This is a genomic window from Janibacter sp. GS2 (genome assembly GCF_051200835.1).
Classification (GTDB): domain Bacteria; phylum Actinomycetota; class Actinomycetes; order Actinomycetales; family Dermatophilaceae; genus Janibacter.
The window spans coordinates 3,348,723-3,370,427 of the sequence record NZ_CP195161.1 but is presented as its reverse complement, the minus strand read 5'-3'; the positions used below and the strand labels follow the sequence as shown (position 1 = coordinate 3,370,427).

Here is a 21,705-nt window from a genome sequence, read left to right as displayed (position 1 = left end):
GCACCTCGACCGACGTGCACGAGGTGCCGCGCGGTAGCGTGCCGTCCATGAGCGCAGCCGATGTGGGAAGGCAGCTGTGACCACCCCTTCCGGAACGCCGGTGCACATCGGGCAGGTGGCCGAGGTCACCGGACTGTCGCACCGCACCATCCGCTACTACGAGGAGATGGGTCTGATCGCCCCCTCCGCTCGCACGGATGGCGGCTTTCGTCTCTACGGTCAGGTCGACATCGACCGGCTGCTCCTGATCAAGCCGATGAAGCCGCTCGGCTTCTCCATCGAGCAGATCCGTCAGCTCCTGACGGCGCTGGACACGCTGGCCGACCCGACCGCGGAGGACCGCGCGCAGGCGGCTGCTTCTGAGGTGGTCGCCGCGATCCACGCCGAGGCGCAGGACCGGGTCGCCGAGCTGAAGACCGCTGCGCGACAGGCCGAGGACTTCACCCGCGACCTGGGCCAGTCCCTTCCCCCCTTCCGCGGACCATGAGGTGGCGTGATGCTGGAGCTGGTGCTCGTCGCGGTGGCGGTGCTCGGGTACGCACTGGTCTCCCAGCGCCTGGCCATGTCTGCGATCACGTCCGCGATGGTCTTCACCAGCGTGGGCCTGGTCGTGGGGACGGGCGGACTCGGCTGGTTCGACCTGGCGGTCACGAGCGAGGCGGTGACCGTGCTGGTCGAGGCGACCCTCGTCCTGGTGCTGTTCAGTGACGCCGTCCGGATCGACCTGCGCGAGCTGCGACGGCAGCTGACCCTCCCGACGCGACTGCTGGCCATCGGGCTGCCGCTGACCATCGTCGCCGGGATCCTGGTCGGTGTCCTCGTCCTCCCTGCCCTGGGCCTGGCCGGTGCCGCCCTGCTGGCCGCGGTGCTGGCGCCCACCGACGCCGCCCTGGGCCAGGCCGTCGTCGGGGACTCGCGACTGCCACCGAGGGTCAGGCAGACGCTCAACGTCGAGAGCGGCCTCAACGACGGGATCGCCGTGCCGGTGGTGACGGTGCTCATCGCCTTGGTGCTCGCCGAGGAAACCGGTCAGTTCGCGGACTGGCTCGCGCTGGCGGCCCGTGAGGTCGGGTTCGGGGTCGCCGGGGGCCTGCTGGCGGGGATCCTCGGCGGCAAGCTGATCGACTCAGCGGTCCTGGCCGGGCGGGTCCAGGGAGCCTTCCGTCAGCTCGCCACCCTCTCGGTGGCGGCGCTCGCCTACAGCGCAGCGTCCCTGGTCGAGGGCAACGGGTTCATCGCGGCCTTCACGGCCGGCATCGCCTTCGGGCACGTGGCCCGCCCCCACTGTGCCGGGGTCCAGGAGTTCGCCGAGGAGGAGGGCGAGTTGCTCGCCGCGGTGACCTTCATCGTCTTCGGGGCCGTCCTGGCCGGACCGTTGCTCGGCGAGCTGAGCTGGCGGACCGCCCTCTACGCGGTCCTCTCGCTGACCGTCGTCCGGATGGTGCCGGTCCTCCTGGCGATGACCGGATCGAGGACGCTGCTGGAGACGAAGCTCTTCTTCGGGTGGTTCGGTCCCCGTGGGTTGGCGTCCATCCTCTTCGCGATCCTCGTGCTGGAGGAGGTCGGGGGAGAGGTCGGGGCGACGATCTTCGCGGTCGCCACGTGGACCGTCCTGCTCAGCGTCTTCGCGCACGGCTTGACGGCCTCGACGTGGGCGGGAGGGCTGGCTCGTCGGCTGGACACGGCGCACGAGTCCCAGCCCGAGCTCGGGTGGGCGCCTGAGCTCCCCACCCGGGGCGGCCACGCCCGGTGAGGTCGCGCCGCTCCCGGTGACCCGTGGGGCCGAGAGGGTCAGGCCGGCCGGCAGTGGCGCAGCCGGGCGGCGGCCGCGGCGGGGGAAACCCCGATCGCCTCTGCCAGCTGCGTGTACGTGTAGCCCCCGAAGTACGTCATCTCCAGCGCCTCCCGGTGCTCGGGCGAGAACCGCGCCCAGTCGTGAGGGGCTGTCTCGGGACAGGGGGAGGCGTGCAGCCTGTCGTCGGGGTGGTGGGTCGCCCCGGTCCCCGCGTCGGACCGCAGCCGGTCGACGGCGCGGCGGTGCACGATGCCGACCATCCACGCGGTCGCGCTGATCCGGCGGGGGTCGAACTGGGCGGCCAGCTGCCAGATCTCGAGGTAGGCGTCCTCGGTGACCTCCGTGGCTCGGGATGCGTCCGTGAGCACCCGCAGAGCGAGACCGAACAGTCGTGGTGTGGTGGCGTCGTAGAGGGCCGCGAACGCGACCTCGTCGGACTCGGCGACTCGCCGCAGCAGCCAGCCCACATCGCACCCCGGGCGGTGGCGCGCCCACGTCGGGTGGGAGGGGGCGGGTCGGCGACGCATGATCGTGTGATCTCCCAAAAGTGGGTGGCGGGCGCAGTGAGTACGCGGCTACCAGGGTCTGGGGCAGCAACATCGATCGTGTCTGGGGAACCTTATCGCAGTGGAAAGTTCACGCAACTTGTGCGGTGAGGTGGATTCTTGGCCGGTGAACATTGCCGGTGAACATTCGCGCCCGAGGACGATTGTCGAAAGAGCCTTCTGGCGGGTCCCAGGGCCGATACGATCGAACCATGGCTGACCTCGACGTCGTGGAGGCTCGGATCTGGGCCCTGCTCGACCGATACCGCGACGAGCTGGAGGAGGCGACCATCTACGGGATGCCGTCCTTGCGGTGGCCCGGAACCGGAGGGCACGAGTATTTCGCGGCCGTGCAGCGAAGCGCTCGGAAGGTGAGCCTCTACGCAATTGCCGTGGATACCTGGCCGGAGGCTCTCCATGGGTCATCCGAGAGGTTTGTCGGCCGACGCACGGGCAAGGCGACCTTTTCCTTTCCGTCCTTGGATGATGAGTTGGCGCAGGAGCTCGAGGCCTTCTTGGCTCGGCTCTACCAGCCGTACCGCGCGCACCATGCTGATCCTTCGTCGGGCTGACTTCATACCAACTCGAAGTCACCACACCCGTCGTCAGTGCGCATGCGGCCACCAGGCGCCGACCATGGCTCACTCAAAGGCGGCGCGCAGCGTGGCCTCTTGATCCTTGGTCAGGTTCGTCTCGACGAGGCGGCCGGAGTGCCCACGAAACTCCTCGGCCACGCGGTCGATGACGGCATCGCTCGACATGAGGAACAGGGCTGACGTCCCCGGCGTGACTTCGCCCCTCACCCGGTTGATGAACTCGTCGTCGATTCCCACGTCGGTCATGGCGGCGGCCAGCGCCCCCGACGCGGCGCCGATGGCTGCACCGAGCAACGGGACGAAGAAGATCAGTCCGAAGAGCAGACCCCAAAACGATCCTCCAAGCATCCCACCCGCGGTCGCGCTGTTGAGCTGGCGGGTCTTGGGCTTCTTGGAGTCTGGCTCCCAGCTCACGGTGGCGGCATCGTGGACGTGGACCAGTTCGCGCTGCTGCAGGTCGAGCAGGGTGGATTCTGCCTGATCTGCCCCATCAGCGGATTCGAACTTCCAGACGGTCAGCGTGGCCATGTGACTCTCCTTGTGAGTGGTGTCCGGGTATGTCTTCTTCGGGCGGGGTGAATCGTGGGCTGAGATCTGCCTTGAGCGAACGATCCGCCACCCAACTCTGTGAAACAGAAGGCGCCTGACGGAAAGCCACGTGTGGACAGGATAGTTTCGGCCAATGGCGCGAGCAAGAGTCCGTCGGCGCATTCACGGTGTCCGGGTATGCAGAACGGGTCGCCCCAGTGGGGTGGAAGGCTGGCTCTGCGAGAAGGACAAGAGCGATGGGGTTGCTTTCGTGCTCACGGTCCGAAGGGGGGCGTCGTGCAGCGTCCGTTAGTCGGGCTCAAGGCGGCCAATGTCGTCCGAGAGACGACGGCGGGGGTGACGCTGCTGGCGATCGCGCTGCCGCTGAACATCGGCTATGCGCAGATTGCGGGTCTCCCGCCGACTGCTGGTCTGTACGCGTTGGTTCTGCCCGCGGTGGTGTACGCGCTGACGGTGTCGTCGAGGCAGGTTGTCGCCTCGCCTGACGCTGCGGCCGCGGCGCTGGTTGCCTCGTCGATCGGCGGGCTCGCCGCTGCAGGGAGCGCGGACTATCTGACGCTGGCCTTTGCGCAGGCCATCTTGTGCGGCGTCATGTTCGCCCTGCTTGCGTGGTTCAAGCTGGGGTTCCTCGCGAACTTCCTCTCCAAACCGATCCTCGTCGGTTTCGTCGGCGGACTGGCGCTCGACATCCTGGTCAGCCAGGTGGCGAAGATGCTCGGCGTGAAGATCGACTCGGGTGGCGAGTTCGTCGACAAGGTGGTTGACCTCGCCGCGAACCTCGACACGATGAGCGGTTGGTCGGTGCTCATCTCGGGTCTCGCCGTCGTGATCCTCGTCGCGGGCAAGCGGATCGCGCGCGGGGTTCCTTGGGCGCTCATCGTGCTGATTGGCGCGACGATCGCGGTGGTTGTGGCTGATCTTGAGGACGCCGGGGTCGGGGTGCTGGGCAGGGTCGATGCGGGCCCACCCACATTCACGTGGCCAGTGATCGAATGGTCGATGTGGCTCGCGCTGGTCCCCTCCGCCATGGCCTTGACCATGGTGACCACCGCCGAGGGCCTGCTCGTCTCGCGCAGCTACGGTGAGAAGCGCGGGTACGCAACGGACCCGAACCGCGACCTCTTCGCCTTCGGTATGGGCAATCTGGCGGCTGGTGCATCGGGCGGTTTTGCGGTCGGATCGTCGACCTCGCGCACGGCCGCGATGGATCAGTCCGGGTCCCGGACCCAACTGCCTGCGCTGGTCACTGCGGCGGGAACTCTGCTGCTGCTCCTCTTCGGAACCGCCCTTCTCCAGGACATTCCGTCGCCGGCCATCGGCGCGATCGTCGCCGTGGCGATCATCCCGCTGTTGGGTGTCGCGGAGTTCGCCAGCCTGTGGAGGGTCGATCGCGTCGAGTTCTCTGTCGGAGCGGTGTGCTTCCTCGTGACGTTGCTCATCGGCTCCATCGCGGGGATCGTCGTGGCCTTCGTGCTCGCGTTGATCAACCTCGCCCAGCGCGCGGCCAGCCCGGCAATCGACGTGCTCGCTGAGGACGGCAGCCCGACCGACTCACTTCTCGACGAGGCTCCGCCGGGGAGCGTCACGGCACCGGGCGTGATCGTGATCCGGCTCGCGGCCCCGCTCTTCTTCGCGAACGGAGCCGTCTTCGGCGACGCCGTCAAGCGCGCTGTCACCGGCGCCCACGAGGTGCGACACCTCGTGGTCGACATGGAAGCCGTGACCGACATCGACGTCACCGGAGCCGAAGCCTTCGAGAGCACCAAGACCTGGCTGGACGAGCGCGGAGTCGTCCTCGCCTTCAGCCGTGTGCGCCCCGAGGTCCGGGCTCGTCTGAGTCACCTCGGCCTACTCACGAACGAGCGCACTTTCGCCACCAACAGGGCGGCAACCGCCGCGCTCGCACACATCGAGACATCGACCGAGAGCAAGGAGTAACCCATGGGTGACGCAATCGGGGAGATCCTCCCGCTGGCGCTGGGCATCACCATCAGCCCCATCCCGATCATCGCCGCGATCTTGATGTTGCTCTCGCCGCGCGCGAAACGAACGAGCGTCGGGTTTCTCCTCGGGTGGGTGCTCGGGATCATCCTCGCTGTCGGCGTCTTCACGCTCATCTCCCAGCTGCTCCCCGAAGACGACCCCGCGGCGTCCGCGCCGATCGCCGGGAGCGTGAAGATCCTCCTCGGTCTCCTCCTGCTGCTGCTGGCGGGCAAGCAGTGGGGTGGACGGCCCACGGAAGGGGAGAGCCCGCAGCTGCCGGGCTGGATGAAAGCCATCGACACCATGACAGCCGCCAAGGCCACCGGCCTCGGGTTTCTCCTCAGCGCCCTGAACCCGAAGAACCTCATCATGGGAGCGGGAGCCGGAGTCGCAGTTGGCGGCGCCGGGCTCGGGAGCGGCCAGGTCACGCTGGTCATCGCGATGTTCACGGTGGTGGCTGCAGCGTCGGTTGCCGTGCCGGTCATCGCCTATCTGGTGGCAGCCACGAGGATGGGTGGTCCCCTCGACGTGCTGCGGCAATGGCTCACCAAGGAGAACAGCGTCGTCATGGCCACGCTGCTCGTCGTCATGGGTGTCGTCATGATCGGCAAGGGGATCGGCAACTTCTGAGGAGGCCGGTGGGCCCGTCTCGGTGCGCCCCGAGCCCGACCTCCTTCGGTGCCACGACGAACGCCCCCGACCGACGTCGGGGGCGTTCGTGGTGAGCCGCCTATCGGAATCGAACCGATGACCTATTCATTTCGAGAGGCACCACGGCGCTTTGGAGCGCTCAGGCAGCCGCGAGAACCGCATGAAACCGGGGTTCTCGGGATCAGCCGTGTTGGCCGTGTCAGCCGTCGTGTGCCCAAAATGTGTCCACGATCGGGACCGGAGAGAACCACCGACCCGATAGCGGAGCAGAGTCGGCCGGAGGGTCGCCGGGTCAAGCGGTCCTTGCTCCTCATGGCGTGGTGCGCAGGTGCGGGAGCACCTTCCCGGGGCGAAGGGGGCAACTGCCGCTTGGGACGGTGGCCCGGAGGCTAAATGGTGTAGCGACGGGTCGGCGGCTCGGTGGGTGAGGGCGTCTCGGTACTGGACCGGGACGTCCTCTTCGTCATGGCCGGCCGTGAGCGGGCGGACGCGAGAACGGCCGCCAGGCCGCATGCGCAGCGGGCGCCCGCGAAGCGGGCGGCCAGGCGGCGACGGAGTCGCCGCCTTGAGTCAGTAGAGAAAGTTCTCACAGTTCGGCCACACGGGCGGACCAGCCCACAGGAATGGGCGCCGCTCCGTATACCGCCCGACAGTGGGCGTTCCAAGGGGCACGGGGTGAGCAGAGGGCGACCTCGGTAGGCGTGGCGGTTCGATGTGAAAGCCGTACCACTGCTATTCAGGTCAGCGATGGCTTAATTCCGGTGAGGGTTCGGCTAGCGGGATGCTCCTACGCAGGTGATCGACAGCCCTGCTGCCTTCCGCCCATAAGGACGCGGGCAAGACAGCTCGCACACGCGCCGGTTAGGCCAGCCTGGTGTGAATAGTGGTACTCGCTCTTGGACAGCATGTTCAACGGTCAACCCGTTCTGCCCCTTCGGACGAACCTGCGCCCCGCCGTCGGCGGTCGGGGGTAGGGTTAAGGCGCCAAGGAGAAGAACGGGGAAACAGTGCCTAACTATCCGTACAGTTCCGGTCAGACTGCGGTCGTGCAGGCCGTCGCGCAGTTGCGCAAGGGGTTCCCCAAAAAGGTCGACGCCGGGTACCTCCAGCGGTTCAGTATCGCGCCCGCCAACGAGTCGTACATCATCTCGATCTTGCGGTTCCTCGGCCTAATCGACGAGGACGGTAGCCCCGTCGAGGACAGTACGGCCTACTTCTTCGGCAATGACGACACGTTCAAGCCCGGCTTGGAGGCGGCGCTGCGAGACAAATACGCGCTGCTGTTCAACGAAATGGGCGACTCCGCCCTGACCGCTGGCAAGGACGACCTCACCAACTGGTTCCGCCACGCAGACAAGACGTCGGAACTGGTCGGGCAGCGGCAGGCCGCGACCTTCCTGACGCTGACCGGGCTGGCTGGACACGGCGATGTGCCCGCGGTCCGGGGCACCGGGTCACGGAAGGCGACCGCCGCCTCGGGCGAGACGGACAAGAAGGCCACCGCCAAGAAGGTCCCTGCGAAGAAGGCCGCGAAGATAGCCGCCGACGGCGGGGCTAGCGACGGCGGGGCTAGCGGCAACGTCAAGGTCCAGAATGGGCAGGACGTAGGTCTCACGGTGCGCATAGAGGTCAACCTGCCACCTAGGGGCGACGCGGACACGTACGACGCCATCTTCGCGAGCATCAAGAAGCACCTGATGTCGTGAGCGGACCCCTGGACCGCTTCGAACGGATCACGCGGTCGGTCGGTGGCGCGTGGGCCCCGCGCGTCACTGAGACCAGCGACGTCGCCACGGTCTCGGACTCAACCGTCGTCCCGGTCGTCGCTGAGGCCGAAGAGCCGCACCCGTTCGAGTCGCGGAACATCCATCCGGATCTGCCTAAGAAGGTGCGCAGGCTATTCGACGACGGGCACTGGGAGGAGTCCGTCTTCCACGCCTTCAAGTTCATCGAGACCGAGGTCAAGCGCATCAGCTCGGAGCGCGGGACTGGCTACAAACTCATGATGAACGTCTTTAACGAGGACAACCCCAAGGTGCGGCTGAACGCCGTTACGACCGAGTCAGAGGTCGACGAGCAGAAGGGCTTCAAGTTCATCTTTGCCGGGGCCGCGACCGGCATCCGCAACCCGCGCGGGCACGAGGTCGAGGTCGGCGACACCCCGGACGAGGCCTTGGACTACCTCGCCCTCGCGTCACTCCTGCTGCGGCGGCTCGATGCCGTAGGCCTCCGCTGAGCCCGAGGGGCTGACACGCCCCGCCGTCGGCAGGCGCCCCTATGATTCATCTGGACTGCAGACGCAAGGAGCTGCGCGTCATTCCGCCGCGTAGTGCGCCGAGTTGCCGGTCAGCGTAGGAGTGGGTCCTTCCCCGCCAGGTCGGGTTTCGTGGACCACCGGAGGCGTCTTACCGCTCGCGAGTAGCCTGACCGGGTCGAAGGGGGCAACACATGACGAGCAACGCAGCACCGGGGTGGCACCCCGACCCGATGGGCCGCTTCGAGCACAGGTACTGGGACGGCAGTCAGTGGACCGAGCACGTCAGCGCGGGCGGCTTGCAGTCCACTGATCCACTACAGCCACCGAGCCCGGCCCATGAGGAAGACCGCGAGCCTGCCGTGCCTGTGGCGGCAGCAGTACACCAACCGGATCACCAATCTCCGACAGCCCAGACACCCCCTCCGGCGGAGGGGGAGGCTGTGACACCGACGGCCAGCGCCGCCACGGAGAAGATCACAACGTTCAACGCCAAGCGTGTGGCCACCCAGCTCCAGGCTGAGAACCAACACCTCCACCGAGAGGTTGCCCGTTGCGAGCGCCTGTTGTCCGATATGGGCGTGCTCGACATGGTGGCCCGCGAGCAGCGCATGGCCACTCAGCGCGAAACCGAGGAGGCCCTGCGCCACCTCGTCGCCGACCTCCAGCGGCAGGCCAGCGAGCTGGACCGCCAGGTGATCATCAACAGGGACCGTCTCGTGCTTGAAGAGGTCGGGCTCTTCGACTTTGAGCACCCTGCTGAGTCCTCAGCGGCGTTGGCAACCGAACTGGAGTCGCTCCGGTCAGAGATACGGCAGACGAACAAGCTCGGGTCGGCGATCACGGCCACATCGAACTTCACGTCAACAACTCCGCGTCCAAGGGACAGACGTTCGTCAACCAGATGAGCCGGATCATGCTCCGCGCTTACAACGCCGAGGCCGAGAACGCTGTCAAGACCGTTAAGGCCGGCAACCTTGCCTCTGCGCATAAGCGGCTTTCCACGGCCCGGGAGCAGATCGCCAAACAGGGCCGGATGATCGACCTCTCGGTCACTGACCGCTACCACTGGCTTCGCCTCAAGGAGCTCGAGCTGGCGGCCCGCCACCAGCAGGCCAAGGCTGCAGACCGGGAGAAGGATCGCGAGCGCAGGGCCGAGCTCCGCGAGCAGAAGGCCCTTGAGGGCGAAATCAAGCGTGAGAAGGAACGCCTGGAGAAGGAACGGGCCCACTACCTCAACTCGATTCAACGGATGCGCGACTCCGGTGATTCCAGCGGGGCCGAAGCGTTGCAGGGTGAACTGGACCGCATCGACGCCGAGATCGCTGCGGCCGATTACCGTGCCGCCAACATCCGTGCGGGCTACGTCTACGTCATCTCGAACATCGGGGCGTTCGGTGAGGGCGTCGTCAAGATCGGGATGACGCGCCGCCTCGAGCCCGAAGACCGCATCCGAGAACTCAGCGACGCATCAGTCCCCTTCAACTTCGACGTGCATGCACTCTTCTTCAGCGAAGATGCCGTCACCGTGGAAGCGATGCTCCACCGAGAGTTCGCGGCCGAGAGGCTGAACAAGGTCAACCCGCGACGCGAGTTCTTCCGGGTGCACCCGCAACAGGTTCTCCACGCGCTCACCGAACACAAGGTTTCGGTGCTGGAGTTCACCACCCACGCGGCCGCAGACGACTACCGAATGAGCTGGCCCGATGGGTACCCGCTAGATCGCGAAGCTGCAGCTGTCGTTGCGGGTGGGCCCGCGCCCGATTAGGCCTTGAGTCAACAAATGAAGGACAGGTCTCCGCACGGACTGCGGCGTGGGTGAACGTGCGTCTCTTCGCCGCGCATGGCCGGGTGACAGAGCAACGGCGGAGCGCTCAGGAACCGGTCTCGGCAGCAACTGCTGATGCTAACTCCGCATAAGCGACGGGTTCGCCAACCACAACTCCGAGGGTACTTACGCCCATCCTGCTACCGCCGCGGAGCTCAATCACTTCGCTGCTGGCGACGTAGAACAACCACTGTGAGGTGTCGAGGGGGTCGTACTCGTCGTGCGACGTGGCGGTATGCAGGCAGAACACGTAGACATCCGCATGAAACAACTGCTCCGTCGATCGATCGCCAGCCGACGCATCCCAGCCGAACGACGGCGCGACGCGGAAGGACGGGCTACTCAACTTCGACTGATCCCAGGCTTGCAAAAAACCCGACGCCTTGACCTCGATCTTTGTGCCGTCCGGAGCCGTCACATCCCACGCATCCCACTCGACCCGCCCACCTGTTGCCCCTACGGCTCTCGCGACAAAATACTCAGCAAGATAACCGCGGACATTGTTCGTCCTAAGGTCACCCATAGCGAAGCGCCAGAAGTCGCGGACCGACGCGTCGAGTCCGTGGAACCGCTCCTCGCCCGACAACACAGGCGGCGCAGACGGCTGAAAGTTCACATACCCATAGAAGCACTTCCGTCGGCGAAACACGGCTTTCCCTGAGCCCCGCCCTTGGGTCGCCTCCAAGAGCGGTGAGGTCTTTCCGCCGCTTGATGGTCTGTCAAGTTCTTACCACACCGCCACGGCTCCCCGCCTTCCTACTGGGCAGGTTGCCTGCACAAGGCACCGACCATCTAGCCCCGAGGTTCTTAGGACTCCACCTGCCAACGCTGGATGGCTTCCCAGACCAGTGTGCCCGCCGGAGAGACCCTGTAGCCAGGGCCGTTCGTAACGGTTGGAGACAGGGCGAATCCAGCATTCATCAACCCCGTCAGCGCCAACTGAGTCCGCGTCAGCGAGAGACCAGTTGCATATGCCAGGGCTTCTGCATTCCATGCGTCTGCGCTCTGGAGGACGAAGTCCTCGCGATCTGGAGACCGGGGCGGCAGCGCACCGTCTGTGAGTGCGGCTTCGAAGTTATCGACCGGGTCAAAGGACTGCTCTGTCTTGACTCGAGCCATGGGTGGTTCTCGGAGCTTCCGGAGCACTTGAAGGTGGATTCGCTTTAGGTCCGCGATGCCAGCCAGAAGCAACTCGGCCTCCTCGGTGTCGTCTGGCGCCAGCAGGATGCTGCCAAGCATGCCGCCTAGGACCTCCAGTATCTCGTCATCTCCGCTCATGCCGGCCGTCCAAAGAACTCGTGAGACGAGTGGCACGAGATGGGGGGAGGCAACTAGAGCGTCGCTGATCTCCTCCCGTGTCATACCCGCTGATCGCTCGGCCGCCCTAAGCGCTGTGGACCGAAGTCGAGTCTGTTCGGCTATGACCACATCGATCGCATCAGTCGCCAGTTCCTGGACGATAGGGCCGACGATTGGGAGTCCGCTTACCGTTGCGCCGGCGTACCTCGCGATGCGGTGGCGCTTCTTCTCTTCGCTCACACATCTACTATCGCGGATCACGGCGAACGATCTGGGTGAGACAGCGCCGCCGCTAGCGCATTTTCTATGGGCCTCCTTGGTGGCGCGTCCCTCCGCCGCCATTGACGCAGTTGCCCGGGCTGTCCCGCACGGGGATCCACCATCGGGTGGTCTTCTCTGGCAGGTCAGACAAACTCTGATCACGGCGCTCGATTTCTGGAACAGCCACGTTGGGCACGGCATCGTGGATGGTGCGGATCGACACAGACGCACACACCTGGACGGGGATTACCCCTGGGGGTCGGCTCCCCACTCGGGCCTGACAGCTCGCACCCGCTGATGGCCGCGACAGAGACTCACTGACTGGATCCGCACCCGCACCCCTTCGGGTGTGCCCGTCGTTGAGCGGCTCTGGAACGTCGGTGACCACGTATCGCCGCTCACCCCACAGTCCGGGTGTGCCGCGCGGATCCCAGAGCCGCACTCCGGTCCGCGTGGCACACCCTCTTTGGTTGGGAGGGCAACCGTGTTCACCACAGACACCCACGCCCCTGCCGCCGGCGAGGACCGCTTCCCCGGCTTCGGTGAGGACGCGCCGCTGGACGTCCCCGACCTCAACCATCCCGAGAACGCCAAGCTGATCGCCCAGCGGATGCGCGACGGGAGCATGGACGACTTCTCCCAGGCGCTGGGCACCACCCGCAACTGCGCCCACCCGGTCCGGCTGGCCGGGTCCTCGGTCACCGTCGACACCACCACCGGCGAAGTGCTGTCCTCGTTCGACGCCAGTGGCCTGCCGTTCGGGGTACTCCACCGTCCGTGCGGCAACCGCCGCGCTTCGGTGTGCCCGTCCTGCTCACGCACCTACGCCCGCGACACCTACGCCCTCATCCATGCCGGGGTTGTCGGAGGCAAGAGCGTCTCCGACCAGGTGCGGGACAACCCGCTGCTGTTCGTCACCCTCACCGCTCCATCCTTCGGACCCGTCCACGGCCACCGAGAAGGGCGTGCGTGCCGACCCCGCCGACGGGATGACCGCCCCCGCTGCCCCCACGGGCGGCCGTTGTGGTGCACCCGGGTCCACGACCGGGACGACGAGATCACCGGGGCGCCGTTGTGCTTCCAGTGCCACGACACCGCGTCGGCGGTGGTGTGGCAGTGGCACGCCCCCGAGCTGTGGCGGCGCTTCACCATTGCCCTGCACCGCGCCCTCGCCCACCACCTGACCGTCCCCGCCTCCCGCCTGGGCGAGGTCGCGTCGATCCAGTACGCCAAGGTCGCCGAGCACCAGGCACGCGGCCTGATCCACGTCCACGCCCTGATCCGCCTCGACGGCCCCGCGGCCGGCGGCACCGGCTCGCCCGCTCCCCCATCGCTGGACGGCGACGCCCTCGCAGCCCTCGTCCACCAGGTCGTGCCGACCGTGACGACCATCGCCGAGCCGGTCGACTTCGAGGACACCCCACGGGTGCTGGCCTTCGGCAGCCAGGTCGACGTGCGTACCGTCCGTGCGGGCTCGCGCACCGACGACCCGGCCGGGCCGCTGACCCCCGATCAGGTCGCCGGCTACCTGGCCAAGTACTCCACCAAGGACTCCTCCGGCCTGCACGGCCGCGGTCAAGGGCGCCCGCACATCCTCGCCCTGCGGCGAGAGTGCCGGGAGATGGCTGCCCGGGCTGCGACCTTCCACGACCGGGACCACGACTACCAGCGGATGGGCAAGTGGGTGCACTGCCTGGGCTTCCGTGGCCACTTCGGCACCAAGTCCCGGCGCTACTCCCTTACCCTCGGCGCGCTCCGCCGTGCCCGCTCGCGGTGGCAGGCACTGGCCGCCGAGTCCCGCCGTACCGGGCAACAACTCGACACCCGCGACCTCGAAGCCCGGCTACTCGCCGACGACGCAGAAGAGACCACCCACGTGATCGGGACCTGGACCTACGTCGGCACCGGCTGGCGCGACCACCTCGAACAAGCCCTCGCCCTGGCCATCGCCGCCCGCAACCGCGAGTACGACCTGTGGAAAGCCGAACGGCGAAAGACGCGATCTGGGCTAGAGAGAGGAGATGGCGATGCATGAGCAGGACACGAGTGAGGTGCCGACATGATCGAGCGTCGAGTCCCGGACTCGGGACGGGTGCGGTGGCGGGTTCGGTACCGGACACCGGAGCACCGCCAACGGTCCCGCACCTTCGACCGGCGTGCGGATGCCGAGGCACTCGAGGACGAGCTGCGGGGTCGGATGCGCCGTGGGGAGTTCGTCGACCCTCGACGTGGACTGGTGACGCTAACGGCCCTGTGGTCGGAGTACGAGCAGGGCGGGATGACCCACCTGCGTGTGACGACGCAGCAGAACTACCGCATGGCGTTTCGCCACGTGCTGCACCACTTCGGCACGTGGCCGGTCGCGAAGATCGAGCACGCCGACGTCGCGGAGTGGGTGACCTCGCTCGGGGAGACCAAGGGCCCGGAGACCGTGCGCTACGCCCACCGAGTTTTCTGCCTCGTCCTCGACTTCGGTATGCGGACTCGGCGCCTGAGCCACAACGTCGCTCGTGGCGTGCGGTTGCCAGCGAGGCCACCATCGCGCGAGCGGATCCTGACCATGGCCCAGGTCGAGGCCTTGGCGATATGCCTCGGTCGTGAGGGCGACCTCGTGCTGGCGATGGCCCTGCTCGGTCTGCGGTGGTCGGAGCTGGCCGCCCTCAAGGTCTCGGACGTCGACCTCGAGCGGGGCAGGGTCCGGGTCGTCGAGCGAGCCACCGAGGTCGGCGGTCGGATGGATGTCTCTGCTCCGAAGTCGCGGGCCTCTGCACGCTCGATCGGGATCCCGTTCTCGATGCGGGAGGTGCTCGAGGCCAGGACCGCGGGTCGGTCTGCGGATGCGTTGGTGTTCCCGGCTCCGGACGGCGGCTATCTGCGCAACGGCAACTGGCGGCACCGGTCAGGGTGGACTGCCGCGCTGAAGGCAACGGGGCTCGAAGGGGTGACGCCGCACGACCTGCGACGCACCTTCGGGAGCCTGGCAAGGAAGGCCGGCGCGGACCTGCGCTACATCCAGCGGGCCATGGGCCACGAGTCGATCACCACGACGGCGCGCATCTACGCCCACCCTCTACGACGACGAGCTGGACGAGATCGCGGCCGCGTTGGACGGCCTGCGGGGAGTGCAACCGTGAGCACCTGTCGCGACCTGATGTGCCCAAAGTGTGCCCATTTCGGCCCTCTCCGGACGCTCATTGCGGTGCTCGCCGCGCTGATCGCGACGATCGCCGGAGGGTCAAAAACCGCCCCTGACCAGCAAAAACGCCCCCGACCGTGTCGAGGGCGTTCCGCTGAGCCGCCTATCGGAATCGAACCGATGACCTATTCATTACGAGTGAATCGCTCTAGCCGTCTGAGCTAAGGCGGCGTGCGTCCGTGGACGCGAGGCACGAGTATACGGATCCCTGCCCGTCTGGCCGAATCGGGGGCGGAGCGAGGCCGGCGCCTTCGCTGGGTCGATGTGAGTTCGAGCCGCCAGACGCTCGAGACCACATCGACCCGGGGTGGGCTCAGCTGGTGAGGCGGTCGCTCGCGGCCCCGGCGCCGACCCGGTCGAGGACGACCTCGGCGACCTGGTCCGGGTGGGTCTCCATGAGCCAGTGGCCGGTGTCCAGCTCGAGCGTGTGGACGAGGTCGGAGCGCGCACCGGCCCGCTCCTGCAGCTGGTTGACGGTGAAGCTCGTCGACGCCTCGGAGAAGGCGGGGTCCTTGGCGCCCCACATGTAGGCCGTCGGGATGACCCGGCGCTGCGTGCTGCGGCGGGGACCCCCCTTCGCCCGACGCTTGCGCCACATCAGGGTGGGGGACAAGGCGGCCCGGTACCAGTTGAAGGTGCCCTCGGCGGCCCCCCGCGCGCGCAGGCGCTTGGCGTCGTAGGCGGCGCGCTCCCGGGGCATGCCGATCTTCTCGAGGATCTGCTGGGCGAAGGGGCGGAAGAAGAGCACCGGCAGCACGGGCAACGCGAAGACCGCCATGTACCAGCTGTGCTTGAGCTGGTCCCCGTGGCGGATCCCGTGCGCCATCCCGCCGGGGTTCGGCGTCGAGAGCACGGTCAGCGTCGCGACCCGCTCCGGGTGCCGCGCGGCAAGGGCCCAGGCCAGCGCGCCGCCCCAGTCGTGCCCGACGACGTGGGCCTGCTCCGCGCCCGCCTCGTCGAGGAGCGCGGTGACGTCCTTGGCGAGCTCGGTGATCTCGTAGTCGAGGTGCCGCGGCGGACGCGCCCCGGGGGAGTAGCCGCGCAGGTCCGGCGCGAGGACCCGCAGCCCGGCGTCGGTCAGGCGCGGGGTCACGGAGTGCCACGAGGTGCGGTCCTGGGGCCAGCCGTGCAGCAGCACGACGACCTCACCGTCCTGCGGTCCGGAGTCGTCGACGTCGAAGGTCAGCCCGTCACGGGAGAAGTAGCGCACGAGTGCCACGCTAGTTCACGCGGCAGGGTTGGATGGGGGCGTGTCCACCCCCCGCTTCGTCTTCCGCCACGTCTGGCCGGTCCCCGCGCCGGTCGGTGTCGTCACGGCCGCGCTGGCCGACATCGAGCACTACCCGCGGTGGTGGCCCCAGGTGCGCTCCGTGGCGCGGATCGACGACGTCTCCGGTCGCGGGAGGATCCGCAGCCTGCTGCCGGTGACCCTGGACCTCGTGCTGACCCGCGAGATCGAGGACCGCGAAGGGGGTCGCCTGAGGGTGGCGCTCGGCGGTGACCTCCTCGGGTGGGCCGGGTGGTCGGTCGTGCCGGACCCCGCCGGCACCGCAACCGGCTCCATCGCGACCTTCGAGCAAGAGGTGAGGGTCGCCGCCCGGCTCGACCGTGCGGCGACCCTCGCCCCCTTCGTCCTGCGGGCGAACCACGCGTGGATGATGCGGCAGGGCCGCCGCGGGTTGGCCCGGGAGCTCACTCCTCGTCGCTGAGCGGCTTCTCCTTCGTCGCCAGCTCGTCGCGGGCGCGGGCGGCAGCGGCCTTGATGTCCTCCTCGGAGTGGGTCACGTCCTCCTGCGAGTGCGTGGCCGAGGCGGGCATGGTCCAGCGGGCGGTCGACATGCCGGCGGACTTGGCGCGCTCGAGCGACTCGAGGATGGTCTGCACGGCCTCCTCGCGGTTGGTCCAGTGCGCACCCTCGACGGACTTGCCGGGCTCGAGGTCCTTGTAGGTCTCGAAGAAGTGCTGGATCTCCAGGCGGTCGAACTCGCTGATGTCCTCGAGGTCCTTGATCCACTCCTTGCGGGGGTCGCCGGCCGGGACGCAGAGGATCTTGTCGTCGCCGCCGGCCTCGTCACGCATGTGGAACATCCCGATCGGACGGGCACGCACGAGGCAGCCGGGCCAGGTCGGCTCGTCGAGGAGCACGAGCGCGTCCAGCGGGTCGCCGTCCTCGCCGAGGCTGTCCTCGATGTAGCCGTAGTCGCTCGGGTAGGCCATCGCGGTGAAGAGCATCCGGTCGAGGCGGATGCGGCCGGTCGCGTGGTCGACCTCGTACTTGTTCTTCTGACCCTTCGGGATCTCGATGGTGACGTCGAACTCCACTAGGTGCCCCTTTGCTCGGTGACGGTGATCTACTCTCGGAGCCTAGTGTTCCACCAGAGCCGATCTTTGCCGCAGGGGGCAGCGTGCGCCGCACACTCATCGCCGTGACCGCGGTCGCCGCCCTCGCCGTGGGCTACGGCGTCGCGGACGCCTACGACCAGGTCCCCGGCGTGCTGACCATCGACGAGGCGGTCACCCAGGAGGCCCCGGCGCAGCCGAAGACGACCCCGGTGCTCCCCGCCGCCTCGACGGACGCGCCGTTGCCCTCCCGGCCCGGCCTGACCACGGCCCTCGCCGACGACGTCACCCACCCGGCGCTCGGCCAGCGCGTCGGGGTGGTCGTGCGCGACGCGCTCACCGGTGACGTCCTCTACGCCCGCGGCGAGGACCGCCCGCAGACCCCCGCCTCGACCGCGAAGCTGCTCACCGCGGCCGCCGTCTCCGAGCGCGCCGACCTGAGCAAGGCCATGACGACCTCGGTCGTCAGCGGCGAGCAGCCCGACGAGCTCGTCCTCGTCGCCTCCGGTGACACCATGCTCGCCCCGGGGAAGGGCGACCCGACGGCCGTCGAGGGCCGCGCCGGCCTCACCGACCTCGCCGAGGAGGTGGCCGAGTCCCTGGCGGCGAAGGGGGAGGACGGGCGCCTCTCCCTTCGTCTGGACGCGACCTACGCCGCCGGCGAGCGGTACGCGCCGACCTGGGAGATGGCCGACGTCGCCGCGGGCTACACGCAGGGCGTGGCGATGATCGGGCTCGCGGGGGATCGCCCGCTGCCGGGCGACGCCTCGCCGAAGGTGCCCGAGCGCAAGACCCTGAAGACCTTCGGCGCGGCGCTGAAGAAGGCGGGTGTCGACGTCACGGTCGACGACTCGTCGCGGACGTGGCGGACCCCGGCCCCGGAGGGCGCCGATGAGCTCGGCGCCGTCGAGTCCGCGCCGCTCGGCGACGTGCTCGCGCTGGCCCTGGACGAGAGCGACAACGCGCTGACGGAGAACGTCGCCCGGCAGGCCGCGGTCGCCGACGGTGCGGGCTCCTCCTTCGCCGAGGTCTCGGCGTGGGTGGAGCAGAGCCTCAAGGGCGCGGGTGTCGACCTCACCGGCGTCGAGCTGAAGGACAACAGCGGGCTGAGCAACGGCCAGCTCGTGCCGGCACGCGTCATCTCCGACGTCATGCAGCTCGGCATCACCGGCTCGGCGCAGTCGATGACGACGATCCTCGGGGAGCTGCCCGTCGCGGGGTTGACCGGCACGCTGCACGACCGCTTCCACGAGGCCGACAGCAAGAGCGCGGCGGGCATCGCGCGCGCCAAGACCGGCACCCTCACCGGCACCTCCGCACTCGCCGGGACGACGACCACGACGGACGGGCGCCTGCTCACCTACGTCATCCTCGCCGACCGGGTGCCCTCGACGACCGGCACGCTCGGCGCCCGCGCCGCCCTCGACCGGGTGGTCGCCGACCTCACCTCCTGCGGCTGCCGGTAGCTCACCTCCCCTTCGCCCCCGGTCCGCATCTGCCTAGGCAACGGCGAACGGGGGCGGCATCTGCCTAGGCAACGGCGAACGGAGCCCGCATCTGCCTAGGCAACGGCGAACGGGGTACGCATCTGCCTAGGCAACGGCGAACGGGGGCGGCATCTGCCTAGGCAACGGTGAACGGAGCCCGCATCTGCCTAGGCAACGGCGAACGGAGCCCGCATCTGCCTAGGCAGATGCGGTGTGGGGGGCGGGGGTGTGAGGATGAGGGCGTGCCCAACTACGTCGACTGGACCTTCGCCAAGACGACCGGGGCCCGGCTCGTGCCCCCGGGGCCCGACGTCGGCCACGACGAAGCAGCCGAGATCGTCGGTGAGATCCGCCGGTTGTCCCGGATGGCCGTCGACCCGGTCGCCGCGACCTCGCACCTGACCGCGCCCGGGGACGCCCCCGCCGCGCTCGTCGTCGACCGCCCCACGTGGATCGGCGTCAACGCCGACTCGATGGCCGCCCTGCTCGACCCGGCGCTCGAGGCCGCCGCGCAACGCCGCGAGAAGCCCCCCTGGGGCCCGGCCCAGGCCGTCGGCAACAAGCTCACCGGCGCCGAGGCCGGCGGGATGCTCGCCTTCCTCTCCGCCAAGGTGCTCGGCCAGTACGACATCGCCCCGCAGGGCACCCCGGCGCTGCTGCTCGTCGCGCCGAACATGGTCCACACCGAGCGCGAGCTGAAGGTCGTCCCGCGCGACTTCCGCTACTGGGTCTGCCTGCACGAGGAGACCCACCGCGTGCAGTTCACCGCCGTGCCCTGGCTGCGCGAGCACGTCATCGCCTCGGCGCGCGGGCTGGCCACCGACCTCATGCCCGACCAGGAGACGGTGCGGGAGCGCTTCGAGCAGATGGCCACCAACCTGCCCAAGGTCATCGGCGGCGAGGGGCAGGGCCTCGCCGAGCTCGTGATCACACCCGAACAGCGCGAGCAGATGGCCAAGGTCACCGCGGTCATGTCGCTCCTCGAGGGTCACGCCGACGTCGTCATGGACGACGTCGGCCCCCAGCACGTCCCCACGGTCGAGACGATCAGGAGCCGCTTCACCCAGCGCCGCAAGGGCGCCGGTGCGGTCGACCGCCTGCTGCGCCGCCTCCTCGGCCTCGAGGCGAAGATGCGTCAGTACCGTGACGGCGCGACCTTCGTGCGCACGGTGCAGCACAGCGTCGGCGTCGAGGGATTCAACGCCGTGTGGACCTCGCCGCAGACCCTGCCCACCCCGCTCGAGATCACCGACCCGTCCGCCTGGGTGCGACGGGTCCACGGCTGAGGATGGGCGCCGGTCACCCCGCACAGGCGGACTGCCGAAGGGGGGTCCGCGCGGCCCTCGAGGGGATGCCGCCCGGCTCGCTGGCGCTCGCCGCGGTGAGCGGGGGAGGCGACTCCCTGGCCCTCGCGGCCGCGCTCGCCGCCGAGGGGGCCGCCCACGACGTCACCGTCGGCGCGATCATCGTCGACCACGGCCTGCAGGAGGAGTCGACCGATGTCGCGCTCCTGGCGGCCCAGCAGTGCGCCGACCTCGGGCTCGCGCCGGTCGCCGTCGTGCCCGTCGAGGTCACCGCGACGGGTGAGGGCCTCGAGGCCGCCGCCCGGGACGCGCGCTACGGCGCGCTGGCCGAGACGGCAGCGGCCATGGGGGAGGAGCACCCCGCCCACGTCGTGCTGCTCGGGCACACCCGCGACGACCAGGCCGAGCAGGTCCTCCTCGGGCTCGCCCGCGGCTCCGGCGCCCGCTCCCTCGCCGGGATGCCGGTGCTCACCGTCCGGGAGGGGACCCCCTTCGCCCGTCCGCTGCTCCACCTGCCGCGCGAGACCACCCACGCGGCCTGCGCGGCGTGGTCGCTCACCCCGTGGACCGACCCGATGAACGAGGACGCGGCCTTCGCCCGGGTCCGCGCCCGCACCGCCCTCGTCGACCTCGAGGCCGCCCTCGGCCCGGGGATCGCCGACGCGCTCACCCGCAGCGCCGACCTCCTGCGCGACGACGCCGACCTCCTCGACGAGCTCGCGGCGGAGGCCGCCCCCGAGGGGGGTGGGGCCGGTGTGGCGGTGACGGACCTGACGGGGCTGGCCCCCGCCCTGCGTTCACGCGTGTGGCGCCGGCTCCTCCTGGCGGCGGGCGCGCCCACCGGCTCCCTGACCGCGGGTCACGTCGCCGCCTGCGACCGGCTGGTCACCGACTGGCACGGACAGGGCCCGCTGCACCTGCCCGGCGACCTGCGGGTGGTCCGGGCCGACGGGCGGGTCACCATCACCCCTGCCGGTCGTGGACAATGACGATCGCCGACCCGAAGGAGAGCTGTGGACGCCAAGCACATCCAGGACGACCTCGTCGAGGTGCTCCTCACCGAGGAGCAGATCCAGACGCGACTCGGTGAGCTCGCGCTCGACGTCTGGAGGCACTACGAGGGCAAGGACCTGCTGCTCGTGGGCGTCCTCAAGGGTGCGGTCATGGTCATGGCCGACTTCATGCGCCACCTGCCCGGCTCCGCGCCGATGGACTGGATGGCGGTCAGCTCCTACGGCTCCGGCACCAAGTCGTCGGGCGTCGTGCGGATCCTCAAGGACCTCGACGGCGACATCACCGACAAGCACGTGCTCATCGTCGAGGACATCATCGACTCCGGGCTGACCCTGTCGTGGATCCGGGCCAACCTCGAGTCCCGGTCGCCGGCGTCCGTGGAGATCCTCACCCTCCTGCGCAAGCCCGAGGCCGCGAAGGTCGAGATCGACACCCGCTGGGTCGGCTTCGACATCCCCAACGAGTTCGTCGTCGGCTACGGCCTCGACTACGCGGAGGGCTACCGCAACCTGCGGGACGTGGCCACCCTCGCCCCGCACGTCTACTCCTGAGGTCGTTCGTCGTCCGGACGGGAACACCCGTGGCACGATGCTCGTTGGCCAC

21 protein-coding genes, 1 tRNA gene and 2 pseudogenes are annotated in these 21,705 nt (G+C 68.7%); 16 read left to right on the top strand and 8 right to left on the bottom strand.

Features of this window, described 5'->3' with window-relative positions; translation table 11 throughout:
* Nucleotides 1-76 precede the first annotated feature (76 nt).
* Entirely contained in the window at nt 77-487 is a 411-nt protein-coding gene (locus ACR9E9_RS16330) for a MerR family transcriptional regulator (protein WP_435200346.1), read from the top strand.
* A gap of 9 nt (nt 488-496) precedes the next feature.
* Nucleotides 497-1,753, top strand: coding sequence for a cation:proton antiporter domain-containing protein (locus ACR9E9_RS16325; protein WP_435200344.1), 1,257 nt, complete (start codon nt 497-499; stop codon nt 1,751-1,753).
* Nucleotides 1,754-1,791: 38 nt separating this feature from the next.
* Here ACR9E9_RS16325 and ACR9E9_RS16320 read toward each other — a convergent pair whose 3' ends face one another.
* A complete protein-coding gene (locus tag ACR9E9_RS16320) occupies nt 1,792-2,322 on the bottom strand; it encodes a sigma factor (RefSeq protein ID WP_435200342.1) in 531 nt (176 codons plus the stop codon).
* 230 nt (nt 2,323-2,552) lie between these two features.
* On the opposite strand from ACR9E9_RS16320, the gene ACR9E9_RS16315 reads away from it, so the two are divergent.
* A complete protein-coding gene (locus ACR9E9_RS16315; protein WP_435200340.1) occupies nt 2,553-2,912 on the top strand; it encodes a hypothetical protein in 360 nt (119 codons plus the stop codon).
* Nucleotides 2,913-2,981: 69 nt separating this feature from the next.
* Here the strand turns inward: ACR9E9_RS16315 and ACR9E9_RS16310 are convergent, their stop codons facing one another.
* Nucleotides 2,982-3,464 carry a DUF1269 domain-containing protein gene (locus ACR9E9_RS16310; protein WP_435200338.1) on the bottom strand — a complete coding sequence of 161 codons (483 nt, stop codon included), beginning with the start codon at nt 3,462-3,464 and terminating at the stop codon, nt 2,982-2,984.
* 297 nt (nt 3,465-3,761) lie between these two features.
* On the opposite strand from ACR9E9_RS16310, the gene ACR9E9_RS16305 reads away from it, so the two are divergent.
* Nucleotides 3,762-5,423: a SulP family inorganic anion transporter gene (locus ACR9E9_RS16305; RefSeq protein WP_435200336.1), complete on the top strand. Its 1,662-nt coding sequence runs from the start codon at nt 3,762-3,764 to the stop codon at nt 5,421-5,423.
* 3 nt (nt 5,424-5,426) lie between these two features.
* On the top strand, nt 5,427-6,098 hold the full coding sequence (locus tag ACR9E9_RS16300; RefSeq protein WP_435200334.1) for a GAP family protein: 672 nt from the start codon (nt 5,427-5,429) through the stop codon (nt 6,096-6,098).
* Between the two features lie 94 nt (nt 6,099-6,192).
* Here ACR9E9_RS16300 and ACR9E9_RS16295 read toward each other — a convergent pair.
* Nucleotides 6,193-6,267, bottom strand: a pseudogene (locus ACR9E9_RS16295).
* Between the two features lie 859 nt (nt 6,268-7,126).
* Here ACR9E9_RS16295 and ACR9E9_RS16290 point away from each other — a divergent pair.
* The 4 genes from ACR9E9_RS16290 to ACR9E9_RS16275 all read left to right on the top strand — a co-directional run bounded on the left by ACR9E9_RS16290 (nt 7,127) and on the right by ACR9E9_RS16275 (nt 10,141).
* On the top strand, nt 7,127-7,825 hold the full coding sequence (locus ACR9E9_RS16290) for a DUF5343 domain-containing protein (protein WP_435200332.1): 699 nt from the start codon (nt 7,127-7,129) through the stop codon (nt 7,823-7,825).
* Complete coding sequence (locus tag ACR9E9_RS16285; RefSeq protein WP_435200330.1) at nt 7,822-8,355, top strand: TIGR02391 family protein; 534 nt, start codon at nt 7,822-7,824, stop codon at nt 8,353-8,355. The genes ACR9E9_RS16290 and ACR9E9_RS16285 overlap by 4 nt, the downstream gene beginning before the upstream one ends.
* A 212-nt stretch (nt 8,356-8,567) precedes the next feature.
* A complete protein-coding gene (locus ACR9E9_RS16280) occupies nt 8,568-9,281 on the top strand; it encodes a DUF2510 domain-containing protein (protein WP_435200328.1) in 714 nt (237 codons plus the stop codon).
* A complete protein-coding gene (locus ACR9E9_RS16275) occupies nt 9,278-10,141 on the top strand; it encodes a DUF4041 domain-containing protein (protein ID WP_435200326.1) in 864 nt (287 codons plus the stop codon). Before ACR9E9_RS16280 ends, ACR9E9_RS16275 begins: the two co-directional genes overlap by 4 nt.
* A gap of 106 nt (nt 10,142-10,247) precedes the next feature.
* Here ACR9E9_RS16275 and ACR9E9_RS16270 read toward each other — a convergent pair whose 3' ends face one another.
* Nucleotides 10,248-10,817, bottom strand: coding sequence for a hypothetical protein (locus tag ACR9E9_RS16270; RefSeq protein WP_435200324.1), 570 nt, complete (start codon nt 10,815-10,817; stop codon nt 10,248-10,250).
* Between the two features lie 191 nt (nt 10,818-11,008).
* Complete coding sequence (locus ACR9E9_RS16265) at nt 11,009-11,740, bottom strand: hypothetical protein (protein ID WP_435200322.1); 732 nt, start codon at nt 11,738-11,740, stop codon at nt 11,009-11,011.
* Nucleotides 11,741-12,245: 505 nt separating this feature from the next.
* On the opposite strand from ACR9E9_RS16265, the gene ACR9E9_RS16260 reads away from it, so the two are divergent.
* Both ACR9E9_RS16260 and ACR9E9_RS16255 read left to right on the top strand, forming a co-directional pair.
* Nucleotides 12,246-13,796: a replication initiator gene (locus tag ACR9E9_RS16260; RefSeq protein ID WP_435200320.1), complete on the top strand. Its 1,551-nt coding sequence runs from the start codon at nt 12,246-12,248 to the stop codon at nt 13,794-13,796.
* A 24-nt stretch (nt 13,797-13,820) separates the two neighbouring features.
* Nucleotides 13,821-14,822, top strand: a pseudogene (locus ACR9E9_RS16255) (tyrosine-type recombinase/integrase); the annotation flags it as partial.
* 232 nt (nt 14,823-15,054) lie between these two features.
* Here the strand turns inward: ACR9E9_RS16255 and ACR9E9_RS16250 are convergent.
* Both ACR9E9_RS16250 and ACR9E9_RS16245 read right to left on the bottom strand, forming a co-directional pair.
* Nucleotides 15,055-15,128, bottom strand: a tRNA-Thr gene (locus tag ACR9E9_RS16250).
* A 142-nt stretch (nt 15,129-15,270) separates the two neighbouring features.
* Nucleotides 15,271-16,167, bottom strand: coding sequence for an alpha/beta fold hydrolase (locus ACR9E9_RS16245; RefSeq protein WP_435200318.1), 897 nt, complete (start codon nt 16,165-16,167; stop codon nt 15,271-15,273).
* Between the two features lie 40 nt (nt 16,168-16,207).
* On the opposite strand from ACR9E9_RS16245, the gene ACR9E9_RS16240 reads away from it, so the two are divergent.
* Nucleotides 16,208-16,666, top strand: coding sequence for an SRPBCC family protein (locus ACR9E9_RS16240; RefSeq protein ID WP_435200316.1), 459 nt, complete (start codon nt 16,208-16,210; stop codon nt 16,664-16,666).
* On the opposite strand, the gene ACR9E9_RS16235 is transcribed toward ACR9E9_RS16240, so the two are convergent.
* A complete protein-coding gene (locus ACR9E9_RS16235; protein WP_435200314.1) occupies nt 16,650-17,279 on the bottom strand; it encodes an inorganic diphosphatase in 630 nt (209 codons plus the stop codon). The genes ACR9E9_RS16240 and ACR9E9_RS16235 overlap by 17 nt on opposite strands.
* 83 nt (nt 17,280-17,362) lie before the next feature.
* Between ACR9E9_RS16235 and dacB the strand changes: the two genes are divergently transcribed.
* The 4 genes from dacB to hpt all read left to right on the top strand — a co-directional run bounded on the left by dacB (nt 17,363) and on the right by hpt (nt 21,653).
* Nucleotides 17,363-18,763, top strand: coding sequence for a D-alanyl-D-alanine carboxypeptidase/D-alanyl-D-alanine endopeptidase (gene dacB / locus ACR9E9_RS16230; protein WP_435200312.1), 1,401 nt, complete (start codon nt 17,363-17,365; stop codon nt 18,761-18,763).
* 263 nt (nt 18,764-19,026) lie between these two features.
* A complete protein-coding gene (locus tag ACR9E9_RS16225) occupies nt 19,027-20,070 on the top strand; it encodes a zinc-dependent metalloprotease (protein ID WP_435200310.1) in 1,044 nt (347 codons plus the stop codon).
* A 2-nt stretch (nt 20,071-20,072) separates the two neighbouring features.
* Complete coding sequence (gene tilS / locus ACR9E9_RS16220; RefSeq protein WP_435200308.1) at nt 20,073-21,077, top strand: tRNA lysidine(34) synthetase TilS; 1,005 nt, start codon at nt 20,073-20,075, stop codon at nt 21,075-21,077.
* A gap of 24 nt (nt 21,078-21,101) precedes the next feature.
* Nucleotides 21,102-21,653 carry a hypoxanthine phosphoribosyltransferase gene (gene hpt / locus ACR9E9_RS16215; protein WP_435200306.1) on the top strand — a complete coding sequence of 184 codons (552 nt, stop codon included), beginning with the start codon at nt 21,102-21,104 and terminating at the stop codon, nt 21,651-21,653.
* The last annotated feature ends 52 nt before the right edge of the window (nt 21,654-21,705 follow it).